The sequence below is a fragment of the Nocardioides donggukensis genome (assembly GCF_014842875.1).
In the GTDB taxonomy this organism is placed as follows: Bacteria; Actinomycetota; Actinomycetes; order Propionibacteriales; family Nocardioidaceae; genus Nocardioides; species Nocardioides donggukensis.
The window spans coordinates 118,886-138,431 of the sequence record NZ_JACYXZ010000004.1; the positions used below are offsets into that span (position 1 = coordinate 118,886).

21 protein-coding genes are annotated in these 19,546 nt (G+C 73.6%); 8 read left to right on the plus strand and 13 right to left on the minus strand.

From position 1 onward, the window contains the following. Positions 1-4: 4 nt before the first annotated feature. From IE331_RS14315 to IE331_RS14340, 6 genes are all read right to left on the minus strand, one after another. Entirely contained in the window at positions 5-1,363 is a 1,359-nt protein-coding gene (locus IE331_RS14315; RefSeq protein WP_192144143.1) for an NADH-quinone oxidoreductase subunit D, read from the minus strand. After that, positions 1,363-2,070 (minus strand): NADH-quinone oxidoreductase subunit C, encoded by a 708-nt coding sequence (locus IE331_RS14320; RefSeq protein WP_192144144.1) that lies wholly within the window; start codon positions 2,068-2,070, stop codon positions 1,363-1,365. The genes IE331_RS14315 and IE331_RS14320 overlap by 1 nt, the downstream gene beginning before the upstream one ends. After that, positions 2,067-2,621 carry a NuoB/complex I 20 kDa subunit family protein gene (locus IE331_RS14325; protein ID WP_192144145.1) on the minus strand — a complete coding sequence of 185 codons (555 nt, stop codon included), beginning with the start codon at positions 2,619-2,621 and terminating at the stop codon, positions 2,067-2,069. The genes IE331_RS14320 and IE331_RS14325 overlap by 4 nt, the downstream gene beginning before the upstream one ends. Positions 2,622-2,658: 37 nt before the next feature. Next, on the minus strand, positions 2,659-3,018 hold the full coding sequence (locus IE331_RS14330) for an NADH-quinone oxidoreductase subunit A (protein ID WP_192144146.1): 360 nt from the start codon (positions 3,016-3,018) through the stop codon (positions 2,659-2,661). A 42-nt stretch (positions 3,019-3,060) separates the two neighbouring features. Then, positions 3,061-4,452, minus strand: coding sequence for a geranylgeranyl reductase family protein (locus tag IE331_RS14335; RefSeq protein WP_192144147.1), 1,392 nt, complete (start codon positions 4,450-4,452; stop codon positions 3,061-3,063). A 146-nt stretch (positions 4,453-4,598) separates the two neighbouring features. Continuing rightward, positions 4,599-5,288, minus strand: coding sequence for a demethylmenaquinone methyltransferase (locus tag IE331_RS14340; RefSeq protein WP_192144148.1), 690 nt, complete (start codon positions 5,286-5,288; stop codon positions 4,599-4,601). A 94-nt stretch (positions 5,289-5,382) separates the two neighbouring features. On the opposite strand from IE331_RS14340, the gene IE331_RS14345 reads away from it, so the two are divergent. After that, positions 5,383-6,501, plus strand: coding sequence for a L,D-transpeptidase family protein (locus tag IE331_RS14345; RefSeq protein WP_201931807.1), 1,119 nt, complete (start codon positions 5,383-5,385; stop codon positions 6,499-6,501). 600 nt (positions 6,502-7,101) lie between these two features. Here the strand turns inward: IE331_RS14345 and IE331_RS14350 are convergent. Next, positions 7,102-8,370 carry an HNH endonuclease signature motif containing protein gene (locus IE331_RS14350; RefSeq protein ID WP_192144149.1) on the minus strand — a complete coding sequence of 423 codons (1,269 nt, stop codon included), beginning with the start codon at positions 8,368-8,370 and terminating at the stop codon, positions 7,102-7,104. 127 nt (positions 8,371-8,497) lie between these two features. Between IE331_RS14350 and IE331_RS14355 the strand changes: the two genes are divergently transcribed. After that, a complete protein-coding gene (locus IE331_RS14355; protein WP_201931808.1) occupies positions 8,498-9,742 on the plus strand; it encodes an isochorismate synthase in 1,245 nt (414 codons plus the stop codon). Between the two features lie 107 nt (positions 9,743-9,849). Here the strand turns inward: IE331_RS14355 and IE331_RS14360 are convergent, their stop codons facing one another. Then, a complete protein-coding gene (locus IE331_RS14360; RefSeq protein WP_192144150.1) occupies positions 9,850-10,491 on the minus strand; it encodes an MBL fold metallo-hydrolase in 642 nt (213 codons plus the stop codon). A gap of 70 nt (positions 10,492-10,561) precedes the next feature. Here IE331_RS14360 and IE331_RS14365 point away from each other — a divergent pair, with 70 nt between their 5' ends. Then, a complete protein-coding gene (locus tag IE331_RS14365; protein ID WP_192144151.1) occupies positions 10,562-11,095 on the plus strand; it encodes a GNAT family N-acetyltransferase in 534 nt (177 codons plus the stop codon). 33 nt (positions 11,096-11,128) lie between these two features. Beyond that, entirely contained in the window at positions 11,129-12,328 is a 1,200-nt protein-coding gene (locus IE331_RS14370; protein WP_192144152.1) for a cytochrome P450, read from the plus strand. A 63-nt stretch (positions 12,329-12,391) separates the two neighbouring features. Here the strand turns inward: IE331_RS14370 and menD are convergent, their stop codons facing one another. From menD to IE331_RS14385, 3 genes are read right to left on the minus strand one after another with little or no spacing between them, the layout of a single operon-like run. Continuing rightward, positions 12,392-14,164 carry a 2-succinyl-5-enolpyruvyl-6-hydroxy-3-cyclohexene-1-carboxylic-acid synthase gene (gene menD, locus IE331_RS14375; RefSeq protein ID WP_192144153.1) on the minus strand — a complete coding sequence of 591 codons (1,773 nt, stop codon included), beginning with the start codon at positions 14,162-14,164 and terminating at the stop codon, positions 12,392-12,394. After that, positions 14,161-15,132, minus strand: coding sequence for an o-succinylbenzoate synthase (locus IE331_RS14380; protein ID WP_192144154.1), 972 nt, complete (start codon positions 15,130-15,132; stop codon positions 14,161-14,163). The genes menD and IE331_RS14380 overlap by 4 nt, the downstream gene beginning before the upstream one ends. Further along, positions 15,129-16,133 (minus strand): AMP-binding protein, encoded by a 1,005-nt coding sequence (locus IE331_RS14385; RefSeq protein ID WP_201931809.1) that lies wholly within the window; start codon positions 16,131-16,133, stop codon positions 15,129-15,131. Before IE331_RS14385 ends, IE331_RS14380 begins: the two co-directional genes overlap by 4 nt. Before the next feature lie 37 nt (positions 16,134-16,170). Between IE331_RS14385 and IE331_RS14390 the strand changes: the two genes are divergently transcribed. From IE331_RS14390 to IE331_RS16820, 3 genes are all read left to right on the plus strand, one after another. Next, a complete protein-coding gene (locus tag IE331_RS14390; RefSeq protein WP_192144155.1) occupies positions 16,171-16,668 on the plus strand; it encodes a GNAT family N-acetyltransferase in 498 nt (165 codons plus the stop codon). A 10-nt stretch (positions 16,669-16,678) separates the two neighbouring features. After that, positions 16,679-17,563, plus strand: a complete 885-nt coding sequence (locus IE331_RS14395; protein WP_192144156.1) for a 1,4-dihydroxy-2-naphthoate polyprenyltransferase — start codon at positions 16,679-16,681, stop codon at positions 17,561-17,563. A 134-nt stretch (positions 17,564-17,697) separates the two neighbouring features. Further along, positions 17,698-17,820 (plus strand): hypothetical protein, encoded by a 123-nt coding sequence (locus IE331_RS16820; RefSeq protein ID WP_263863384.1) that lies wholly within the window; start codon positions 17,698-17,700, stop codon positions 17,818-17,820. Between the two features lie 80 nt (positions 17,821-17,900). Here IE331_RS16820 and IE331_RS14400 read toward each other — a convergent pair whose 3' ends face one another. Next, on the minus strand, positions 17,901-18,992 hold the full coding sequence (locus IE331_RS14400; protein ID WP_201931829.1) for an L-cysteine desulfhydrase Cds1: 1,092 nt from the start codon (positions 18,990-18,992) through the stop codon (positions 17,901-17,903). Positions 18,993-19,006: 14 nt separating this feature from the next. Continuing rightward, positions 19,007-19,276 (minus strand): DUF4229 domain-containing protein, encoded by a 270-nt coding sequence (locus IE331_RS14405; RefSeq protein WP_192144157.1) that lies wholly within the window; start codon positions 19,274-19,276, stop codon positions 19,007-19,009. Between the two features lie 43 nt (positions 19,277-19,319). Between IE331_RS14405 and IE331_RS14410 the strand changes: the two genes are divergently transcribed. Continuing rightward, positions 19,320-19,538, plus strand: a complete 219-nt coding sequence (locus IE331_RS14410) for a hypothetical protein (protein WP_192144323.1) — start codon at positions 19,320-19,322, stop codon at positions 19,536-19,538. Positions 19,539-19,546: the final 8 nt, after the last annotated feature.

A 19,546-nucleotide genomic window follows, 5' to 3' on the forward strand; every position in this document is an offset into this window, starting at 1 on the left:
ACGCTCACCTGTCCACGCCTCCCATCACCGGGTCGATCGAGGCGATCGCCACGATCACGTCGGCGACCATGCCGCCCTCGCTCATCACGCTGGTCGCTTGCAGGTTCGTGAACGACGGGTCGCGGAAGTGGGCCCGGAACGGCCGGGTCCCGCCGTCGGAGACCACGTGCGCGCCGAGCTCGCCGCGTGGCGACTCCACCGGCACGTAGGCCTGGCCGGGCGGCACCCGGAAGCCCTCGGTCACCAGCTTGAAGTGGTGGATCAGCGCCTCCATCGACTCGCCCATGATGTGGCGGATGTGGTCCAGGCTGTTGCCCATGCCGTCGGAGCCGATGGCCAGCTGGCTGGGCCAGGCGATCTTCTTGTCCGCGACCATGACCGGCGCGCCCTCGAGGCCGGCCAGCCGGTCGGCGCACTGCTCGACGATCTTGAGCGACTCGTGCATCTCCGCGAGCCGGATCCGGAACCGGCCGTAGGAGTCCGCGGTGTCCCAGGTCATGACGTCGAAGTCGTAGTCCTCGTAGCCGCTGTAGGGCTGCGCCTTGCGCAGGTCCCACGCGTAGCCGGTGGCCCGCAGCGGCGGACCGGTGAGGCCGAGCGCCAGGCAGCCCGAGAGGTCGAGGTGGCCGACGCCCTCGAGACGGGCCCTGAAGATCGGGTTGGCGTTGCACAGGGCGGCGTACTCGGGGAGCCGCTTCTTCATCAGCGCCACGAAGTCGCGGATCTCGTCCAGGGCGCCCGGAGGCAGGTCCTGGGCGACGCCGCCGGGGCGGATGAACGCGTGGTTCATGCGCAGGCCGGTGATCAGCTCGAAGAGGTCGAGCACGAGCTCGCGCTCCCGGAAGCCGATCGTCATCACGGTCAGCGCGCCGATCTCCATGCCGCCGGTGGCGATGGCGACCAGGTGCGAGGACAGCCGGTTCAGCTCCATGAGGAGCACCCGCATGACCTCGGCCTTCTCGGGGATGTCGTCCTCGATGTCGAGGAGCCGCTCCACCCCGAGGGTGTAGGTCATCTCGTTGTAGAAGGGGGAGAGGTAGTCCATCCGGGTGCAGAACGTGACGCCCTGCACCCAGGTGCGGAACTCCATGTTCTTCTCGATGCCGGTGTGCAGGTAGCCGATCCCGCAGCGGGCCTCGGTGACCGTCTCGCCCTCGAGCTCCAGGATCAGGCGGAGCACGCCGTGGGTGGAGGGGTGCTGCGGGCCCATGTTGACCACGACCCGCTCGGCGCCGTCGTCGGCCGCCTCGGAGACACCCTGCACGACGGAGTCCCAGTCCTGCCCGGTGACGGTGAAGACCCGGCCGTCGCTGGTGTCGCTGCCCTGGGCGTAGAGGTCCTCGCCCTGATTCGTCTGGGTCATCAGTTGTACGACCTCCGCTGGTCCGGCGGCGGGATGCTGCCGCCCTTGTACTCCACGGGAATGCCGCCCAAGGGGTAGTCCTTGCGCTGCGGGTGGCCCGGCCAGTCGTCGGGCATCTGGATCCGGGTGAGCCCGGGGTGGCCGTCGAAGATGATCCCGAAGAAGTCCCACGCCTCGCGCTCGTGCCAGTCGTTGGTCGGGTAGACGCTCACGATCGACGGGATGTGCGGGTCCGCGTCCGGGCAGCTGACCTCGACCCGGATCCGGCGGTTCCAGGTCATCGAGGTCAGGTGGTAGACCGCGTGCAGCTCCCGGCCGGTGTCCTCGGGGTAGTGCACGCCGCTGACGCCGGAGCAGAACTCGAAGCGCAGCGTCTCGTCGTCGCGCAGCTTCTGCGCCACCTCGAGCAGGTGGTCGCGGTGCACGTGGAAGGTGATCTCGCCGCGGTGGATCACGACCCGCTCGATGAGGGCGTCCAGGGAGTCGGCGACGGTGTCGAACCAGCCGCCGTACGGCCGCTGGGCGGCACCCGGGAAGACCGTCGGCTTGACCAGCCCTCCGTAGCCCGAGGTGTCGCCGGTGCCGGCGACGCCGAACATGCCGGTGCGGACGCCGACCGCGCGCTCGCTGGTCGTGCCCTCGGGGACCGGCACGTTCTCCGGCGACTGCTCGGTGGCCCGCTGGTCGGGTCCCTTCTCCTCACTCACCTGAGCTGACCCTTCATCTCCGAGGTCGGCAGCGCGTTGAGCGCCTCGGTCTCCAGCTCGGTGATCTGCGCGGCGCGGTTGGCACCGAGCTTGGTCGTCTGGACCTGGTCGTGCAGCTTGAGGATCGCGTCGATGAGCATCTCCGGCCGCGGCGGGCAGCCGGGGAGGTACATGTCCACCGGCACCACGTGGTCCACTCCCTGCACGATCGCGTAGTTGTTGAACATGCCGCCGCTGCTGGCGCACACGCCCATGGCGAGCACCCACTTGGGCTCGGCCATCTGGTCGTAGATCTGGCGGAGCACGGGCGCCATCTTCTGGCTCACCCGGCCGGCCACGATCATCAGGTCGGCCTGGCGCGGGCTGGCCCGGAAGACCTCCATGCCGAAGCGCGCCATGTCGTACTTCGGGCCGCCCGAGGTCATCATCTCGATGGCGCAGCAGGCCAGGCCGAAGGTGGCCGGCCAGAACGACGCCTTGCGCATGTAGCCCGCGACGCCCTCGACCGTCGTGAGCAGCACGCCGCTCGGCAGCTTCTCCTCGATGCCCATCAGGCGATCCCTCCGTCGTTCGGCCGTCTCGAAACCCTCAGTCCCACTCCAGGCCTCCCCGCTTCCAGACGTAGGCGTAGGCGATGAACACCGTCGCGATGAACACCACCATCTCGATCAGGCCGAAGATCGCCATGGAGTCGAAGTACACCGCCCACGGGTACAGGAAGATGATCTCGATGTCGAAGATGATGAACATCATCGCGGTGATGTAGTACTTCACCGGGAACCGGCCGCCGCCCACGGGCTGCGGCGTCGGCTCGATGCCGCACTCGTAGGAGTCGAGCTTGGCGCGGTTGTAGCGCTTCGGTCCGGTCAGGGTGCTGACCGCCACCGAGAAGACCGCGAATCCTGCGCCGAGCAGGCCCAGCACCAGCACCGGGGTGTAGAGCTCCATCAGTTCCTCCTGCTCCGCGGGTCGATCGTGTCGTTCGGTCGGCTAGGCATCCGGAGCCACCCGGGCCAGCGCGTTGATGATCCGGTCGTGCCCGTCCCCGTCATGGGGGTCGGTCAGGTTGGCCATCAGCTTGAGTGTGAACCGCATCAGACCACGCCGAGGGAGACCGTACTTGGTGGCCTGCTTCATGAACGTCGGGTTGCCGATCATCTTCGCGAAGACCCGGCCGAGGGTGAAGTAGCCGCCGTAGGCCGCGTCGAGGGCCGCGGGGTACTCGGCGAGCACCCGCTCCCGGCCGGCCCCGGACGGCCGGCCCAGCGCCTGGACCACGATCTCGGCCGCCATCGCCCCGGCCTCGAGGGCGTAGTCGATGCCCTCGCCGTTGAACGGGTTGACCATGCCTCCGGAGTCGCCGACGAGCAGCACCCCTCGGGAGTAGTGGGGCTTGCGGTTGAAGCCCATCGGCAGAGCCGCCGAGCGGATCGGGGCGACCAGGTTCTCGTCGCGGAAGCCGAGCTCCTCGGGGGTGTTGGCCAGCCAGCGCCGCATCGAGTCCTTGTAGTCGATGTTGCGGAAGGCCGCCGAGGAGTTGAGGATGCCGAGGCCGACGTTGGCGGTGCCGTCGCCGAGCGGGAAGATCCAGCCGTAGCCGGGCAGCTGGTTGCTGGCGCCGACCGGGCCGTCCCACAGCTCCAGCCAGGACTCCATCCACGGGTCGTCGTGCATGGGCGTGCGGTAGTAGGCGCGACAGGCCACGGCCATCGGGCGGTCCTCGCGGCGCTCGATGCCCAGTGCCATCCCGAACCGGGCGCTGACCCCGTCGGCGGCGATCACGATCGGGGCCGAGAACTCCAGGTCGGCGCCGTCGCGGCGACCGCGGTCGTCCACCGGTCGAGCGGTCACGCCGACCACCCGGCCGGTGCGCTCGTCGAGCACCGGTCCCGTGACCGAGATCCGCTCCATCAGTCGCGCGCCGGCCTTCTGCGCGTGCCGGGCGAGCACCTCGTCGAGGTCCATCCGGGCCCGGGCCATGCCGTACGGCGGGTAGCTGGCGAGGTCCGGCCAGGGCAGCTCGATCTGGTGGCCGGCACCGCGGATCCGCAGCCCCTTGTTCTTCTGCCAGCCGGGCTGGTCGAGGTCGACGCCCATGGCGAGGAGCTGCTTGACGGCCCGTGGGGTCAGGCCGTCGCCGCAGATCTTGTCCCGCGGGAACGACTGCTTGTCCAGCAGCAGCACGTCGACCCCGGCGGTGGCCAGGTGGTAGGCGGTGGCCGCGCCGGCCGGGCCGGCGCCCACGACGATCACCTGCGCCTGCCGGTCGCCGGGGACGCGGTGCCCAGCGACCTGACCGGAGACCTGACCGGCGACCCCATCGGGCCACTCCGCAGCCGGGACCGGACGCTCCACCTCGGGCGTCGGCGCTGCGGCGGTCATGGGGAGATCCTTCATGAGCGGGGGCGGTCGGGCCTCATGTGAGTTTGTGAACGACTTCACATGGTGGCGTGGCCCACAGTCTAGGACTCACGCCCCCATGCTGAACAGCCGGGTGACGCGGGCGCCGGGCTCCGCGGTGCGACCGGTCAGGCGGTCGCACGGTGCAGCGCGACGATGCCGCCGCTCAGGTTCCGGAACTCGCCGTCGCGCCACCCGGCGTCCGCCAGCACCCGGGCCAGACCGTGCTGGTCGGGCCAGGCGCGGATCGACTCGGCGAGGTACACGTAGGCGTCGGGGCTCGAGGAGACGGTCCGGGCGATCGCGGGGAGCGCCTTCATGAGGTACTCCAGGTAGACGGTGCGGAACGCGGCGTTCGTGGGGTGGCTGAACTCGCAGACCACCAGCCGGCCCCCGGGCCTGGTCACCCGGCGCATCTCGCGCAGCCCCGCGGCCGGGTCGACGATGTTGCGCAGCCCGAACGAGATCGTCACCGCGTCGAAGCTGTCGTCGGCGAACGGCAGCCGGGTGCCGTCGCCGGCCGTGAACGGGAGCGCCGGGCGGGCCTGCTTGCCCACCCGGAGCATGCCCAGGGAGAAGTCGCAGGGGACGACCAGCGCGCCGCGCTCGGCGAACGGCTCGCTGGAGGTGCCGGTGCCCGCGGCCAGGTCCAGGACCCGCTCCCCGGGCGCCGGGTCGACGGCCTCGATCACGTCCCGTCGCCAGCGTCGGTCCTGTCCGAGCGAGAGGACGTCGTTGGTGACGTCGTAGCGGCGGGCGACCGCGTCGAACATCCGGCGTACGTCGTGGGGGTCCTTGTCCAGCTCCGCTCGGGTCACGACGCCACCCTAGTTGGCGCGCGAGGCAACCAAATCCCCGGGAGCGGCGTCCTCTCTGTGACACTGATCGTCCCTGGCTCGGGAGGTACACGCGATGCGCGCACTGCGCTTCATCCTGATGACGCTGCTGGTCGGCAGCCTGCTCACCGCGACGGCGTACGGCGCCGGCTCGGCGGTGCGCCGGCTCGAGGCGGGAGGCGAGCGCCCCTCCTCCGCAGCGCCCTCGCCGGCCCCGACCCCCGGTGCCGCGGACCCGTCCAGCCGCCCCACGCCAACCCCCGAGCCCTCCCCGGAGTCGCCGCGCGAGAAGCCCGAGAAGCCGGCCGAGCCCGAGCCGGTCCTCGAGCCCGGCGACCGCGGCGTGCAGGTGCGCGAGCTGCAGCACCGGCTGTTCCAGATCGCCTGGTTCGGTGAGACCACCACCGGCCGCTACGACCCGGCGACCAAGGACGCGGTGTCCGGCTTCCAAGCCAAGCGCGGGTTCCGGGCCACCGGGGTCGTCGACCGGCGCACCTGGCGGCGGCTGGCGTCCATGACCCGGCCGCCCACCCGGGACGAGAAGTTCAACGTGCTGCGCCCGGGCCCGGCGCTGTTCCAGCGCGGTGCCTCCGGCGAGGGGATCCGGGCGGTGCAGGCCCGGCTGAAGCAGATCGCGTGGTACTTCGGCGACGTCACCGGCACCTACGACGCGGCGACCGTCGAGTCCGTCCGCGGCTTCCAGGCCAAGCGCCGGATCCCGGTCACCGGCGACATCGACCAGCGCACGATGGATCGGTTGCTGGCGATGACCAGCGAGCCCAGCCGTCAGGAGATGTACAACGTCGTGCCGAAGCCGGGGGCGCTCGACCCGCGCTGCGCCACCGGCCGGGCCATGTGCGTCGACAAGTCCACGAACACGCTGCGCTGGGTGGTCGACGGGAAGGTGCTGAGCAGCTTCGAGGTCCGGTTCGGCTCCGACGAGCTGCCGACCCGGGAGGGCGCGTTCTCGGTCCAGCGCAAGTCCCGCGACCACGTCTCCTCGCTCTACGACACCTCCATGCCGTTCGCGATGTTCTTCTCCGGGGGGCAGGCGGTGCACTACTCCCCCGACTTCGCGGCGAACGGCTACAACGGCGCCTCCCACGGGTGCGTGAACGTCCGCGACTACAACGGCATCGCCGCACTCTTCGACCAGGTCTCCCTCGGCGACACGGTGATCGTCTACCGCAGCTGACCCCGGCCGCGAGCGCCCCGTCGGTCGAGCCGCGAGCGCCCTCGTCGGTCGAGCCGCGAGCGCAGCGGGCACCCCCGTCGGTCGAGCCGCGAGCGCAGCGAGCGCGTCGAGACCACCCCGCACCCGTGGTTTCGAGACGCTCGCTGGCGCTCGCTCCTCAACCACCGGAATCCCCGGAACCACAGCGTGCAGCGAGCACGCCCGTCGGTCGAGCCGCGAGCGCTGCGAGCGAGTCGAGACCACCCCGCGCACCCGTGGTTTCGAGACGCTCGCTGGCGCTCGCTCCTCAACCACCGAAACCCCGGAACCACAGCGCGCAGCGAGCACCCCCGTCGGTCGAGCCGCGAGCGCAGCGAGCGCGTCGAGACCACCCCCGCGCACGCGTGGTTTCGAGACGATCGCTGGCGCTCGCTCCGGTTCCTGAGGAGGCGCGCCAGCGCCGTCTCGAAGGGCAACCACCGACGACGCGACGCTCGCTCCGGTTCCTGAGGAGGCGCGCCAGCGCCGTCTCGAAGGGCAACCACCGATGGCGCGACCCTCGCTCCGGTTCCTGAGGAGGCGCGCCAGCGCCGTCTCGAAGGGCAACCACCGCGGGCGGGTCTATGTCCGGCGGTGGAACCGGACGTCGCCTTGGGCGAGCCGCTCGCCGCGGTACCGCTCGTCGTGCATCAGGTGGTGGTGCCACGAGCAGAGCAGGACGCCGTCGGCCAGGTCGGTCCGCCCGCCCCGCGACCACGGCCGCATGTGGTGCGCCTCGCACCAGGCGGAGGGAACCGTGCAGCCCTCGGTCCGGCAGTGCGGGTGCCGCAGCCCGAGCGCCAGCCGTTGGGCCGGGCTGAACAGCCGCTGGGACCGACCAAGGTCGAGGACCTCGGACCGTCCACCCAGGACGGCGGGCAGGATCCCGGCCGTGCAGGCCAGCCGACGCGCCTCGCCGGCGGTGATCCGGCTGCCGTCGCCGAGGGTGGCGACGCCGGTGCCGGCGATCAGGTCGGCCAGGTCCATGGTCACCACGACCCGGGTCGGTGCACCGGCCTGGTCCGGCAGGCCGGTGGGGTCGGTGCGCTCGAGGAAGGCGCAGAACGCCTCACCCAGGATCCGGTCCGCGGGCAGCCTCCGCCCGGTGGCCGGGTCCCGGTGGGCGTTGCCGGCCATCGCGCCGTGGCGGGGTGCGGTCAGGGTCCGCAGGTAGGTCTCCAGGCGAGAGGCGTGGAGCTCCGGGATCCGCGCGTGCACATCGGCGGATCCGTCCCCGCGCCGCCGGATCGACATCCGGGTCGCCGCGGCGGCCCGCTGCTCGGCGGCCAGGAGGCGGCGACGCTCCTCGTCGTCGCACGCCTCGGGACAGACCACCTCCAGCACCCGGTCGCCCAACCGTCGCAGCTCGGCGGGCCCGAAGAACGCCGCCTGCTCGACGAGGTGTGCCTCGGCCCGGCCGAGTGTCCCTGGGTCCACCTCCCCGCCCTCGGCGAGCCGGTCGAGCGCGCGGACGATGACCTCGACCTGCCCGCGGTTGACGTCACCGGCGGCCAGCGCGGCGCCGACGCGGGTCCAGTCCCGGTCGAGGGACCGGGCCAGTGCCTCCTCGCGGTGGTTGGCCCGGTGGTCGGTCCGGGTCCGGGCCGCCAGCCACGAGGCGACGTTGGGGGCCGCGTCGCGCTCGGCGACGTCACCGGCGCCGGCCAGCACCCGCATCAAGAGGGCCTCCACGCGCGCGGTGACCGCGCCAAGCTCCACCAGGGCCCCGGCCTTCTCCGCCACCGTCATGCCACCCGGCTCGCACTGCGCGACTCGGTCCAGCGCCGCACCGAGCTCCGCGACGCACCGGGTCACCGGGTGCGGCCCAACGATCGTCGAGGACTGGTCCATGACTCCATGATGGACCGCACCACCGACAACGGCGCGACGCTATTCGAAACTGTGGACGAAGCATCACCCAGCCGATCCTGTGCACAGGATCCGGGCCGCACCGGGCGCGCAGGTAGTCTCGGGCCTCGTGACCCCCAGCCCACACCACGACGAGCCGTTCGTCGTCCGCACCACCGAGCTGGAGGTCCCGGCCGGCGAGCTCCTGCACCTGCTGCCCCCGGACGCTCCGGTCACCTGGCTGCGGCGCGGCGAGGGCCTGGTCGGCTGGGGCGTGGCGGCGATGATCCGGACCTCCGGGTCCACCCGCTTCTCCGACGCCAGCAAGTGGTGGTCCGAGCTGGTCGCCCGCTGCGAGGTCCACGACACCGTGCAGGAGCCGGGCTCCGGGCCGGTCTGCTTCGGCAGCTTCGCGTTCGCTGCCGAGCCGGGCGACTCGGTGCTCCTGCTCCCCCGCTACGTCATCGGCGTCCGCGGGGACCGCGCCTGGCTGACCACGGTCTCCGCCCCGACGCCCGACCTGGCGCCGACCACGCCGCCGCCGGCCCCGCTGGTGAGCTTCGCGGACGGCGCGTTGAACGGCGAGGAGTGGATGTCGGCGGTCGCCGACGCCGTGCGCCGCATCAACGACGGCGACCTGGAGAAGGTGGTCCTGGCCCGCGACCTGATCGCCACCTCCGACGTCGACGTGGACGTGCGCTGGCCGCTGCAGCGGTTGGTCGCGAGCTACCCGATGTGCTGGACCTTCCACGTCGACGGGCTCTTCGGCGCCACCCCCGAGATGCTGCTGCGCCGCGAGCGCGGACTGGTCACCTCCCGTGTGCTGGCGGGCACCATCCGGCGCACCGGCGAGGACGAGCGGGACCTGGCGCTGGCCGCGGCCCTCGCCCGGTCCTCCAAGGACCTCGAGGAGCACGAGTACGCCGTGCGCTCGGTCGCCGAGGCCCTCGAGCCGCACTGCTCGGGGATGAACGTCCCCGAGGCGCCGTTCGTCCTGCACCTGCCCAACGTCATGCACCTGGCCACCGACGTCGCCGGTGTGGTCAACGACGCCGACCAGGTCTCCTCGCTGGAGCTGGCCGAGGCCCTGCATCCCTCCGCCGCGGTCGGCGGGACCCCGACCGCCGAGGCCGCCGCCCTCATCGCCGAGATCGAGGGGATGGACCGGGGTCGTTACGCCGGCCCGGTCGGCTGGATGGACGCCTCCGGCGACGGCGAGTGGGGGATCGCGCTGCGCTCGGCCTCCGTCGACGGCGACACCGTGCGGCTCTTCGCCGGCTGCGGGATCGTGGGCGACTCCGACCCCGAGGCCGAGCTGGCCGAGGCCCAGGCGAAGTTCGTGCCGGTGCGCGACGCCCTCGGCCCGGCCACGTGACCACGGAGCCTCGCGGCACGCGGCTCGCCCTCACCGGCTCCACCGGCGCGCTCGGCGGCCCGGTCGCCCGTGCCCTCACCGCCCTCCGCCCGCGCTGACCGCCGGACTCAGGGCAGGTCGGCGCCGTCGGGGAGCCGGAGGTACTCCTGGCCCGCGTCCGGCAGGAAGGCGTTCATGTGCTGCTCGAGGATCCCGTGCGCGGCCTCGGTGTAGATCCGGTCGTGGATGGCGAGGTTCCGCGGGGCCCGCACCGCCCGGGCGAAGTCGACCGCCTCCGAGGCCTTGAGCCACGGCGCGCTGCTGGGCACGCAGAGCACGTCGACCTCCTCCTCGGGCAGCGTGAGCGCGTCACCCGGGTGGAAGACCCGCTCCCCGCCGGCCGTGAGCAGGAAGCCGCTGTTGTCGAAGCGTGGGAGCTCGGGGTGGATGACCGCGTGCCGCTCGCCCACGGTCCGCACCGCCAGGGCGCCCACGTCGAACCGCTCGCCCGGCGAGACCACCGTCACCCGCTCGGCGAGGTCCGGGGCGTCCTCGCCGATCCTGGCCGCGACCGCCCCGATCGTGAACACCGCCGCGTCCGTGGCCCGGAGCCTGGTGTCGTCGTAGTGGTCGGGGTGCTCGTGGGTGATCAGCACGGCATCGGCTCCGTCCACCGCCTCGGGGTCGGTGAAGACACCGGGGTCCAGCACGACCACCGAGCCGTCGTACTCGATCCGGACGCAGGCGTGACCGAACTTGGTGATCCGCATGGCCTCAGCCTAGGCAGCGCGCCCGGATCCGGCGAGGGTCGAGCCCGCCCGCCTCTGGGAGCATGGGCGGGTGCCGGACCTGAGCGGAGTGACGCTGCGACCGGCCACGGTCGACGACGCCGAGGCCGGCGCCGCCCTGCAGCGCGATTGCTGGCGTGAGGCCTACGGCCCGCTGGTACCGGCCGCGACGCTCGAGCCGCTCCTGGCGGACGCGGAGCTCTGGGTCGCCGTCTGGCGCCGTCCCGTCGGGGCCGACCCACCCCGGACGGTCGCGGTCGCGGGCGGCGAGCTCGTCGGCTTCGGGGTCGCTGGCCGGGCGCGGGACGAGGACGCCCCGAGCGCCGAGGAGCTGCGGGCGCTCTACGTGCGGCGCCGGTGGTGGGGCTCCGGCCTCGGGGCGCTGCTGCTCGCCGCCGTCGTCGCCGACCGGCCCTGCTCCCTGTGGGTGCTCGAGTCGAACCTGCGGGCGCGGCGGTTCTACGCCAGCCACGGCTTCGTCGCGGACGGGTCCCGTCAGGTCTGCGAACCGCTTGCGGCACCCGAGGTGCGGATGGTCCGGGGAGGAATCTCGGATCCGAGACGGCCGCCGGCCGGAACGGGCTGACGAGGGCGCCTCCACCGCTGGCAGCATGCGGACATGGCGCACACCCCGCACTTCGACCTCTCGGACCCGGCCTTCGACGTCACCTCGGACGTCGTGCACGCGGCGCGGGATCAGCAGTGGTACGTCGAGACCAACTGGGGCTGGGCGGTGCTCCGCTACGCCGAGGCCAACGCGATCCTCAAGGACCGTCGGTTCCGGCAGGGCAACGCCCGGTGGCCCGAGCAGAACGGCATCCACTCTGGGATGTTCTCCGACTGGTGGGCCGAGGTGCTGCTCAGCATCGAGGGCGACGACCACGCCCGGATCCGGCGGCTGCTCATGCCGGCCTTCCGGAACAAGGCGATCGCCGCGATGCGGCCCCGCTTCCAGGCGCTGGCCGACGAGCTGATCGACGGGTTCGTGGAGCGTGGCGAGGTGGAGTTCGTCTCCGAGTTCGCCGAGCCGTACGCCTCGCGGATCATCTGCGTGCTGCTCGGGCTGCCCGAGGAGGACTGGCCGCAGGTGGCGCACTGGGCCGACGACCTCGGCAGGTCCTTCGGCATCAGCGTGGCCGCCGACCTGCCCCGCATCGAGGCCGCGCTCGACGGCCTGCACCGGCACCTCGACGCCGTCGTCACCGACCGGCAGGCCACCCCGCGCGACGACCTGGTCACCACGCTCCTGCAGGCCCAGGAGACCGACGGCACGCTGACCCGACACGAGCTCGGGGTGGCGCTGGTCTTCCTCGCGTTCGCCGGCATGGAGACCACCCGCAACCAGCTCGGGCTGGCCCTCCAGACACTGCTCTCCCACCCGGACCAGTGGCGGCTGCTCGGCGAGCGACCCGACCTCGGCGGGCAGGCGGTGGAGGAGATCATGCGGGTCAACCCGACCGTCACCTGGATCACCCGCGAGGCCGTCGAGGACGTCGACCTGCACGGGCTGCACATCCCCGCCGGCGGGATCGTGCAGGTGCTCTCGCACGCCGCCGGCACCGACCCCGCGGCGATGCCCGACCCGGGGTTCGACATCACCGCGGTCCGGCCGCCGCACCTCGGCTTCGGCTCGGGCGTGCACCACTGCCTCGGGCACTTCGTTGCGCGCACCGACATGGCGGTGGCGCTGCCCCTGCTGGCCCGCCGGATGCCGGACGCCCGGGCCGACGGACCCGGCGAGTGGCTGCCGGTCTCGGGCAACACCGGCCCGGTGCGCTACCCGATCCGGTTCACCCCGGGGCCGCGGTCGGGCGGCTGACCCCGCGGCGTACCCCGGGTCGGGGCCAGGTGGCGGCCCGGCCGCCCCCCGCGCCCGAGCGCCTCAGAGCGCCCGGATCCGCTCGTCCAGCTCCCGCCGGTTGTCCCGCCGGCAGCGCACCTCGACCACCTCGACGCCGCCGTTCGGCTGGTCCAGCGCCTGCCGCAGCTCCGGCAGCGACTCGACCCGCCAGTGCGGCGTCCGGGTGGCGGCGCAGAGGGCGGCCAGGTCGACGCCGTGCGGCGTGCCGAAGAGCGCGTCGTAGCCCTCGGCGAACCGCGGGTCGCCCTGCTCCAGCATCGCGAAGATCGATCCCCCGTCGTCGTTGACCACGACGATCGTCAGGTCCGGCTCGGGCTGGTCGGGGCCGAGCACCAGGCCCCCGGCGTCGTGCAGGAACGTCACGTCGCCCATGAGCGCGAAGCTCCGGCTCCCGTGCGGGCGCCCGAGCGCCGCGCCGATCGCGCTCGAGACGGTGCCGTCGATGCCGGCCAGGCCGCGGTTGGCCACCACTCGGCGCCGGTCGCCGACCCGGTACGGCGCGACCATCAGGTCGAGGTCGCGGATCGGGCTCGACGCCCCGACGTACAACAGCCCACCGGGGGGTACGGCGGCGCTGACGGCACCGGCGACCTCGTACGGCGTGATGCCGGGCTCGGCGGCCAGCAGCGCGTCGAGGCTCCGAGCGAGCCGGGCGTCGGCCTCGCGCCAGGCGGCGGCCCAGCCGGGGTCGTCGGCGGACTCGACCCGCACCGACCCGGCCTCGACGTCCACCGGGAACGGACGCTGCGACCACCGGCCCCGCGGCCGGACCGAGACCACCTCGACGTCCTCGCGCTCGAGCAGGCGGGTCACCGGCCGGGACAGGGTGGGGTGACCCATCACGACCACCCGCTCGATCCGCTCACCCAGGCCCTCCGCGCCGCCGGGCGCCCGACCGGCCGCGCCGCCGGCCACCCCGCCGGCCGCCCCGCCCAGCAGGAGCCGGTAGCACCGCAGCGCGTGGCTGCCGGTGCGGGCGCCGCTGGTCGGCTCGGCCAGCAGCGGCCAGTCCGCGGCCTCGGCGAGCACCCGGGCCGGTGGGCCGGCGTCGTCGCCGGCGACGACCACGGTGCGGGGTCCCCTCGGCAGCGTCACCTCGGGCCCGACCGGCGCCTCGGTCACGTCGCGGGCCCGATCGTGAGCCCTCGGGGTCGGCTCGGCCGTGCGAATCGGCCCGGCCATCACAGGCGGCCCGTCCGGGACCAGGGGCGGCACCAGCTGGACGTTGAGGTGCAGCGGGCCGTCGGCGACACCGAGCGCCTCGGCCGCGAGCGCCACCGGTCCCGCCACGTCCTGGTCCGGGTAGCCCGACCGGTCGCCCTGCGGGTCGCCCGGCTGGTCGCCCTGCCAGTCGCCCTGCCTCCCGGGCGGTCCGACCGCGAGGTCGAGGAACCTCGCGGCGTCGCCGAAGATGCCGACTTGGTCCGTGGTCTGCGACGCGCCGGTGCCGCGCAGCGAGGCCGGGCGGTCCGCGGTGACCAGCACCAGCGGGAGCCCGGAGTGGGCGGCCTCGAGCACCGCCGGGTGCAGGTTGGCGACCGCGGTCCCGGAGGTGCACACCACCGCGGCGCGGGCCCCGACCCGGGTCATCCCCAGCGCCAGGAACCCGCCGGTGCGCTCGTCGACGCGGGTGTGCAGCCGCAGCCGGCCGGCACGGGCGGCCTCCCAGGCCGCGAACGCCAGCGGCGCGTTGCGGGAGCCCGGCGCCAGCACCAGCTCGGTGACGCCGCCCACGACCAGCGCGTCGACCAGGCCGCGGGCCAGCCGGGTGGAGGGGTTCTCGGAGACGGTCATCGGGGTCGATCCTGCCCGAGCGCGGCGCGGTACTCGGTCACCTCGGCGAGTCGTGCCTGCCAGTGGGCGATCCGCTCGGCGGGAGCGGCCACCCGGTCCAGGGCGGCCTCGGACAGCACCGGCCGGCGCACCGGCAGCACCCCGCCGACCGGCAGCAGCGGCTCGGCGGCCGGGTCGTCGGTGAGCAGCTGGACGGTGGCCAGCCCGCACGCGTACGGCAGCTCCGGCAGCGCCGCCGCCAGGGCCAGCCCGGCGGCGATCCCCACCGAGCTCTCGAGGGCGCTCGAGACGACCACGGGCAGCCCGATGTCCTCGGCGATCCGCAGGCAGGCCCGGACCCCGCCGAGCGGCTGCACCTTGAGCACGGCGACGTCGGCGGCCTCCAGCTCGCGCACCCGGTAGGGGTCCGCCGCCCGCCGGATCGACTCGTCCGCGGCGACCGGCACCTCGACCCGGCGGCGTACGGCGGCCAGGTCCTCGACGCTCGCGCACGGCTGCTCGACGTACTCCAGCCCCTCGGCGGCCCGGTCCAGCGCCTGGACCGCCGACACCGCCTCGTCCGGGGACCAGCCGCCGTTGGCGTCGACCCGGATCCGCCCGTCCGGGCCCAGCGCGTCGCGGACCGCCTCGACCCGGGCGAGGTCGTCGTCGAGGCGCTGGCCGGGCTCGGCCACCTTGACCTTCGCGGTCCGGCACCCACCCGCCCGGACGATCTCCCCGGCTCGGTCCGGCCCGACGGCGGGGACGGTCACGTTGACCGGGATCTCGCTGCGCACCGCGTCCGGCCAGCCCCCGGCGGCGGCCTCCTCGGCGCAGCGCAGCCACGGCTCGACCTCGGCGACGGGGTACTCGATGAACGGGCTCCACTCGCCCCAGCCGGCCGCACCGGGGATCAGCATCCCCTCCCGCTCGGTGATGCCGCGGAACCGGGTCCGCAGCGGGACCGACCACACCACGGGGGCGCTCATGCCAGGGCCCGCAGCGCGACGCGGTCGACCTTGCCGTTGGCCAGCAGGGGCAGCTCGGGCAGCTCGACCACCTCGCGCGGCGCCCACGAGCGCGGGTGCTCGGCGGCGACCCAGTCGCGGGCAGCGTCCCGGTCGAGCCGGCCGACGACGAACGCCACCACCCGCTGCCCCCAGACCTCGTCGGGGACCCCCAGCACCTCGACCGCGTCGACGCACAGGTGCTCGCGGAGCCGCCGCGCCACCGCCGGGGTCGGCACGTTGATCCCGCCGCTGATCACCACGTCGTCCAGCCGGCCCAGCACCACCAGCCGACCGTCCACGACCCGGCCGAGGTCGCTGGTGCGGAACCAGCCGCCGTCGAGGACCTCCGACGTCGCCGCGGGGTCGTCGTCGTACCCGTCGAAGAGCACCGGGCCGGCGATCCGGACCCGGCCGTCGTCCTCGGTCTCGACCCGCACCTGCGCGAGCGGGACCCCGTCGTACACGCAGCCGCCACTGGTCTCGCTCGAGCCGTAGGTGGCCACGACGGTGATCCCCGCGTCGACCGCCCGCTGCCGGAGCGAGGGGTCGATCGGGCCGCCGCCGAGCAGCACCGCGTCCAGCCCGGCCAGCGCGGCGGTCTCGGCCGGGTCGGTCAGCGCCCGGTGCAGCTGGGTCGGGACCAGGGAGGCGTAGCGACACCGCTCGGCGGCCCCGGCCCACGGGCCCTCCGCCACGGCCGGGCGGACACCGGCCAGCAGCGAGCGGACCACGACCTGCAACCCTGCGACGTACGACGGGGGCAGCGTCAGCAGCCAGCGACCCGGCCCCCCGAGCCGCTCGTGGGTGGCGGTGGCCGAGGCCACCAGCGCGCGCCGGGAGAGCCGCACCCGCTTCGGTGCGCCGGTCGACCCGGAGGTCTCCACGACGAGCGGCTCCGGCTCGGCCGCGGCCCCGAGCCATGCCTGCACCTCGTCGATCACCTCCGCGGCGCTGCCGCGGACCGGACGCAGTGGGCTCACGGGGCGAACGCTAGTCCCCCCTGCCAGAATCGGCCGCGTGGACCCGACCTGGCAGACCCTGCACCACCGAGACCTGACCGGCCGGCAGATGCACGACCTGCTGCGGCTGCGGCACCGGGTGTTCGTGCGTGAGCAGGACTGCCCGGACTACGACGACATCGACGGGCTGGACGTCGCCGACGACGCCCACCACGTGCTCGCCTACGACGGCGACGTGCTGCTGGCCACCGCCCGGGTGCTGCCTCCGCGCGACGCCGCGGGGCACTCCCGCCCGCGCGAGTACGGGTCCGGCGGCGGAGCGGCCCGGGTCGGGCGGGTCGTGGTGGCGCCCGAAGGACGGGGACGCGGCCTGGCCCACGAACTGGTGCGACGCTGCGTCGAGGTCGCCGAGCGCACCTGGCCGGGGTCCCCGATCACGCTGGGCGCCCAGGCGCACCTCACCGACCTGTACGCGGCGTACGGCTTCGTGCCGGTCGGCGAGCCGTACGTCGAGGACGGGATCCCGCACGTCGACATGACCCGGCCGCCTGCTTGAATCGTCCCTCGTGACCGCCCCCACGCCGACGACCTCCGACTGGTGGGCCGGTGCCCGGCCGCGGACCCTGCCGGCCGCCGTCGCCCCCGTGCTCGCCGGCACCGGCGTCGCGGCGTACGTCGACGCGGCGGTGTGGTGGAAGGCGGCGCTGGCCCTGGTCGTCTCGGTGGCGCTGCAGGTCGGCGTCAACTACGCCAACGACTACTCCGACGGGGTGCGCGGCACCGACGCCGACCGGGTCGGGCCGATGCGGCTGGTCGGCTCCGGCCGCGCGAGGCCCGGGGCGGTCCGGCGCGCCGCGTTCCTCGCATTCGGCGTCGCCGGCGTCGCCGGGCTGGTGCTGGCGGTCACCACGAGCTGGTGGCTGGTGGCGATCGGCGCCGTCTGCATCCTGGCGGCCTGGTACTACACCGGCGGCTCCCGGCCCTACGGCTACCTCGGGCTCGGCGAGGTGATGGTGTTCGTCTTCTTCGGGCTGGTCGCCGTCGTGGGGACGACGTACGTGCAGGTCGAGCGGCTGCCCGAGCCGGCGTGGTACGCCGGGGTCGGGATCGGGGCGCTGGCCTGCGCGATCCTGGTCGTCAACAACCTGCGGGACATCCCCACCGACCGGGTGGCCGGCAAGCGGACGCTCGCGGTCGTGCTCGGCGAGGAGCGGACCCGGTACCTCTACCTGCTGCTGGTGCTGGCCGCCGCCGTGGCCGCCGTCGCGCTGGCGGTGGTCACCACGCTCGGCGCCCTGGCCGGCCTGGCCTTCCTGGTGGCGTGCCTCCCGGCGCTGCGCACCGTCCTCGGCGGCGCCACCGGCCCCGATCTGGTCCCGGTCCTCGGCCGCACCGGTCTCGCCGAGCTGGTCTGGGCCCTCGGCGTCGCCCTCCCCCTGCTGCTCGCCTGAGCCCCCGTCTCCGCCCCGCCCCTTCCCCCCCGCCATCCTGGATAGTCCACGAAGTTCGAGTCGCTCCCGAGCCGATTCCGCGGTCCGATCCTCGTGGACTATCGGGGTGGGGGCGGCGGCGTAGGGTGGACGGCATGGGATTCGTGATCTTCCTACTCGTCGTCGTCGCCGCCGTCGTGGCCTACCGGATGCGGGTGCAGATCGCCGCGAAGCTGCTCGGCCAGCCCGAGTCGCGGGTCCGGCGACGTCTCAAGTAGCCGCCCCCTCCTGCTCGACGCCGGACAGTCCCGGACGTTCGTGCCCTGGGAACGGCCTCTGAGGGCAGATTCGTTCGGGACTATCCCGACAGCGGCTCGGACCAGTGGCCGGTGGAGACGAAGGTGTCCAGGGCCGAGAGGTACGGCGTGATGTCGATGCCCTGCCCGGCCAGCCAGGCGTCGTCGTAGTAGGTGTCCGCGTAGCGCTCGCCGCCGTCGCAGAGCAGCGTGACCACCGAGCCCGTCTCCCCGCGCGAGCGCATCCCGGCGATCTGGTGCAGGGCGCCCCACAGCGCCGTACCCGTCGACCCGCCGGCGGAGAGCCCGGTCAGCGAGGAGCACCAGCGGGCGGCGGCGATCGAGGCGGCGTCGGGGACCGCGATCATGCAGTCCACCACCGAGGGCAGGAACGACGGCTCGACCCGCGGCCGGCCGATCCCCTCGATCCGCGACCCGGACCCGGTCGCGGCCGGGTCGTCCTCGCTCCAGCCGCGGAAGAACGCGGAGTTCTCCGGGTCGACCACGCACAGCTGGGTGTCGCAGCGCCGGTAGCGGACGTAGCGCCCGATCGTGGCCGACGTGCCGCCGGTGCCGGCGCCGACCACCACCCAGGCCGGCACCGGGTGCCGCTCGTGGGCGAGCTGGCTGAAGATCGACTCGGCGATGTTGTTGTTGCCCCGCCAGTCCGTCGCCCGCTCGGCGTAGGTGAACTGGTCGAGGTAGTGGCCTCCGGTCTCGGCCGCCAGTCGCCGGGACTCCTCGTAGATGGTCGACGGGTCCGCGACCAGGTGGCAGCGGCCGCCCTGGAACTCGATCAGCGCGATCTTCTCCGGCGACGTCGAGCGCGGCATGACGGCGACGAACTCCAGCCCGAGCAGGCGGGCGAAGTACGCCTCCGAGACCGCCGTCGACCCGGAGGATGCCTCGATGATCGTGGCGCCCTCGCCGATCCAGCCGTTGCAGAGCGCGTAGAGGAACAGCGAGCGGGCCAGCCGGTGCTTCAGCGAGCCGGTCGGGTGCACCGACTCGTCCTTGAGGTAGAGGTCGATCCCCCACTCCGGCGGCAGGGGGAAGACGTGCAGGTGGGTGTCCGCGGACCGGTTCGCGTCGGCCTCGACCTTGCGGATCGCCTCGTTCAGCCAGGCACGGGCCGCCGCGTCCCGGCGGGCCACGACCTCGCAGCCGCTCACGCCGACCCGTCGTCGTCCTCGCGCGCGGTCATCTCCTCGAACCGCGCGGTGGCCCGCTCGGCACGGGCCTGGACCCGGCGGGCGAACGCCTCCCGGTGCCGGTCGAGCACGAAGAACGACGCCACGCCGGAGACCACGAACGCGATCACCGCCGCCCAGAGCACGGGTACGCCGTCTGCGGCGAGGCCCCAGACTCCGGCCACCAGCACGAAGGCCGCGGCGAAGAGCACCAACCGCAGACCGGTGTAGACGACGAACTCCCTCACCCCTCCACCCTATGACCCTTTACCCGCCAACTACCCTTGAGGGGTGGGCAAGTTACTGCTGCTGCTGCTGGCCATCGCGGTGGTGATCTACGTCGTCACGAGGCTGATCGAGACCCGGGGTCACCCCTTCCGCCGTTCCGCGCCCCGGCCGGGCCCGGGTCGACCCGGTCCGCCGCGGCCGCTGGGCCCCGACGACGACCCCGACTTCCTCCGCGACCTGAACCGGCGTCGCCGGCAGAAGAAGAAGGACGGCGAGGAGTAGCCCGCCGG

What these genes read in the sequence shown, in the direction of transcription:
- IE331_RS14315 (WP_192144143.1), bottom strand. Translation starts at nt 1,363, where the DNA reads ATGACCCAGACGAATCAGGGCGAGGACCTCTACGCCCAGGGCAGCGAC.
- IE331_RS14325 (WP_192144145.1), bottom strand. Translation starts at nt 2,621, where the DNA reads ATGGGCATCGAGGAGAAGCTGCCGAGCGGCGTGCTGCTCACGACGGTC.
- IE331_RS14330 (WP_192144146.1), bottom strand. Translation starts at nt 3,018, where the DNA reads ATGGAGCTCTACACCCCGGTGCTGGTGCTGGGCCTGCTCGGCGCAGGA.
- IE331_RS14335 (WP_192144147.1), bottom strand. Translation starts at nt 4,452, where the DNA reads ATGACCGCCGCAGCGCCGACGCCCGAGGTGGAGCGTCCGGTCCCGGCT.
- IE331_RS14345 (WP_201931807.1), top strand. Translation starts at nt 5,383, where the DNA reads ATGCGCGCACTGCGCTTCATCCTGATGACGCTGCTGGTCGGCAGCCTG.
- IE331_RS14350 (WP_192144149.1), bottom strand. Translation starts at nt 8,370, where the DNA reads ATGGACCAGTCCTCGACGATCGTTGGGCCGCACCCGGTGACCCGGTGC.
- IE331_RS14360 (WP_192144150.1), bottom strand. Translation starts at nt 10,491, where the DNA reads ATGCGGATCACCAAGTTCGGTCACGCCTGCGTCCGGATCGAGTACGAC.
- IE331_RS14370 (WP_192144152.1), top strand. Translation starts at nt 11,129, where the DNA reads ATGGCGCACACCCCGCACTTCGACCTCTCGGACCCGGCCTTCGACGTC.
- menD (WP_192144153.1), bottom strand. Translation starts at nt 14,164, where the DNA reads ATGACCGTCTCCGAGAACCCCTCCACCCGGCTGGCCCGCGGCCTGGTC.
- IE331_RS14380 (WP_192144154.1), bottom strand. Translation starts at nt 15,132, where the DNA reads ATGAGCGCCCCCGTGGTGTGGTCGGTCCCGCTGCGGACCCGGTTCCGC.
- IE331_RS16820 (WP_263863384.1), top strand. Translation starts at nt 17,698, where the DNA reads ATGGGATTCGTGATCTTCCTACTCGTCGTCGTCGCCGCCGTCGTGGCC.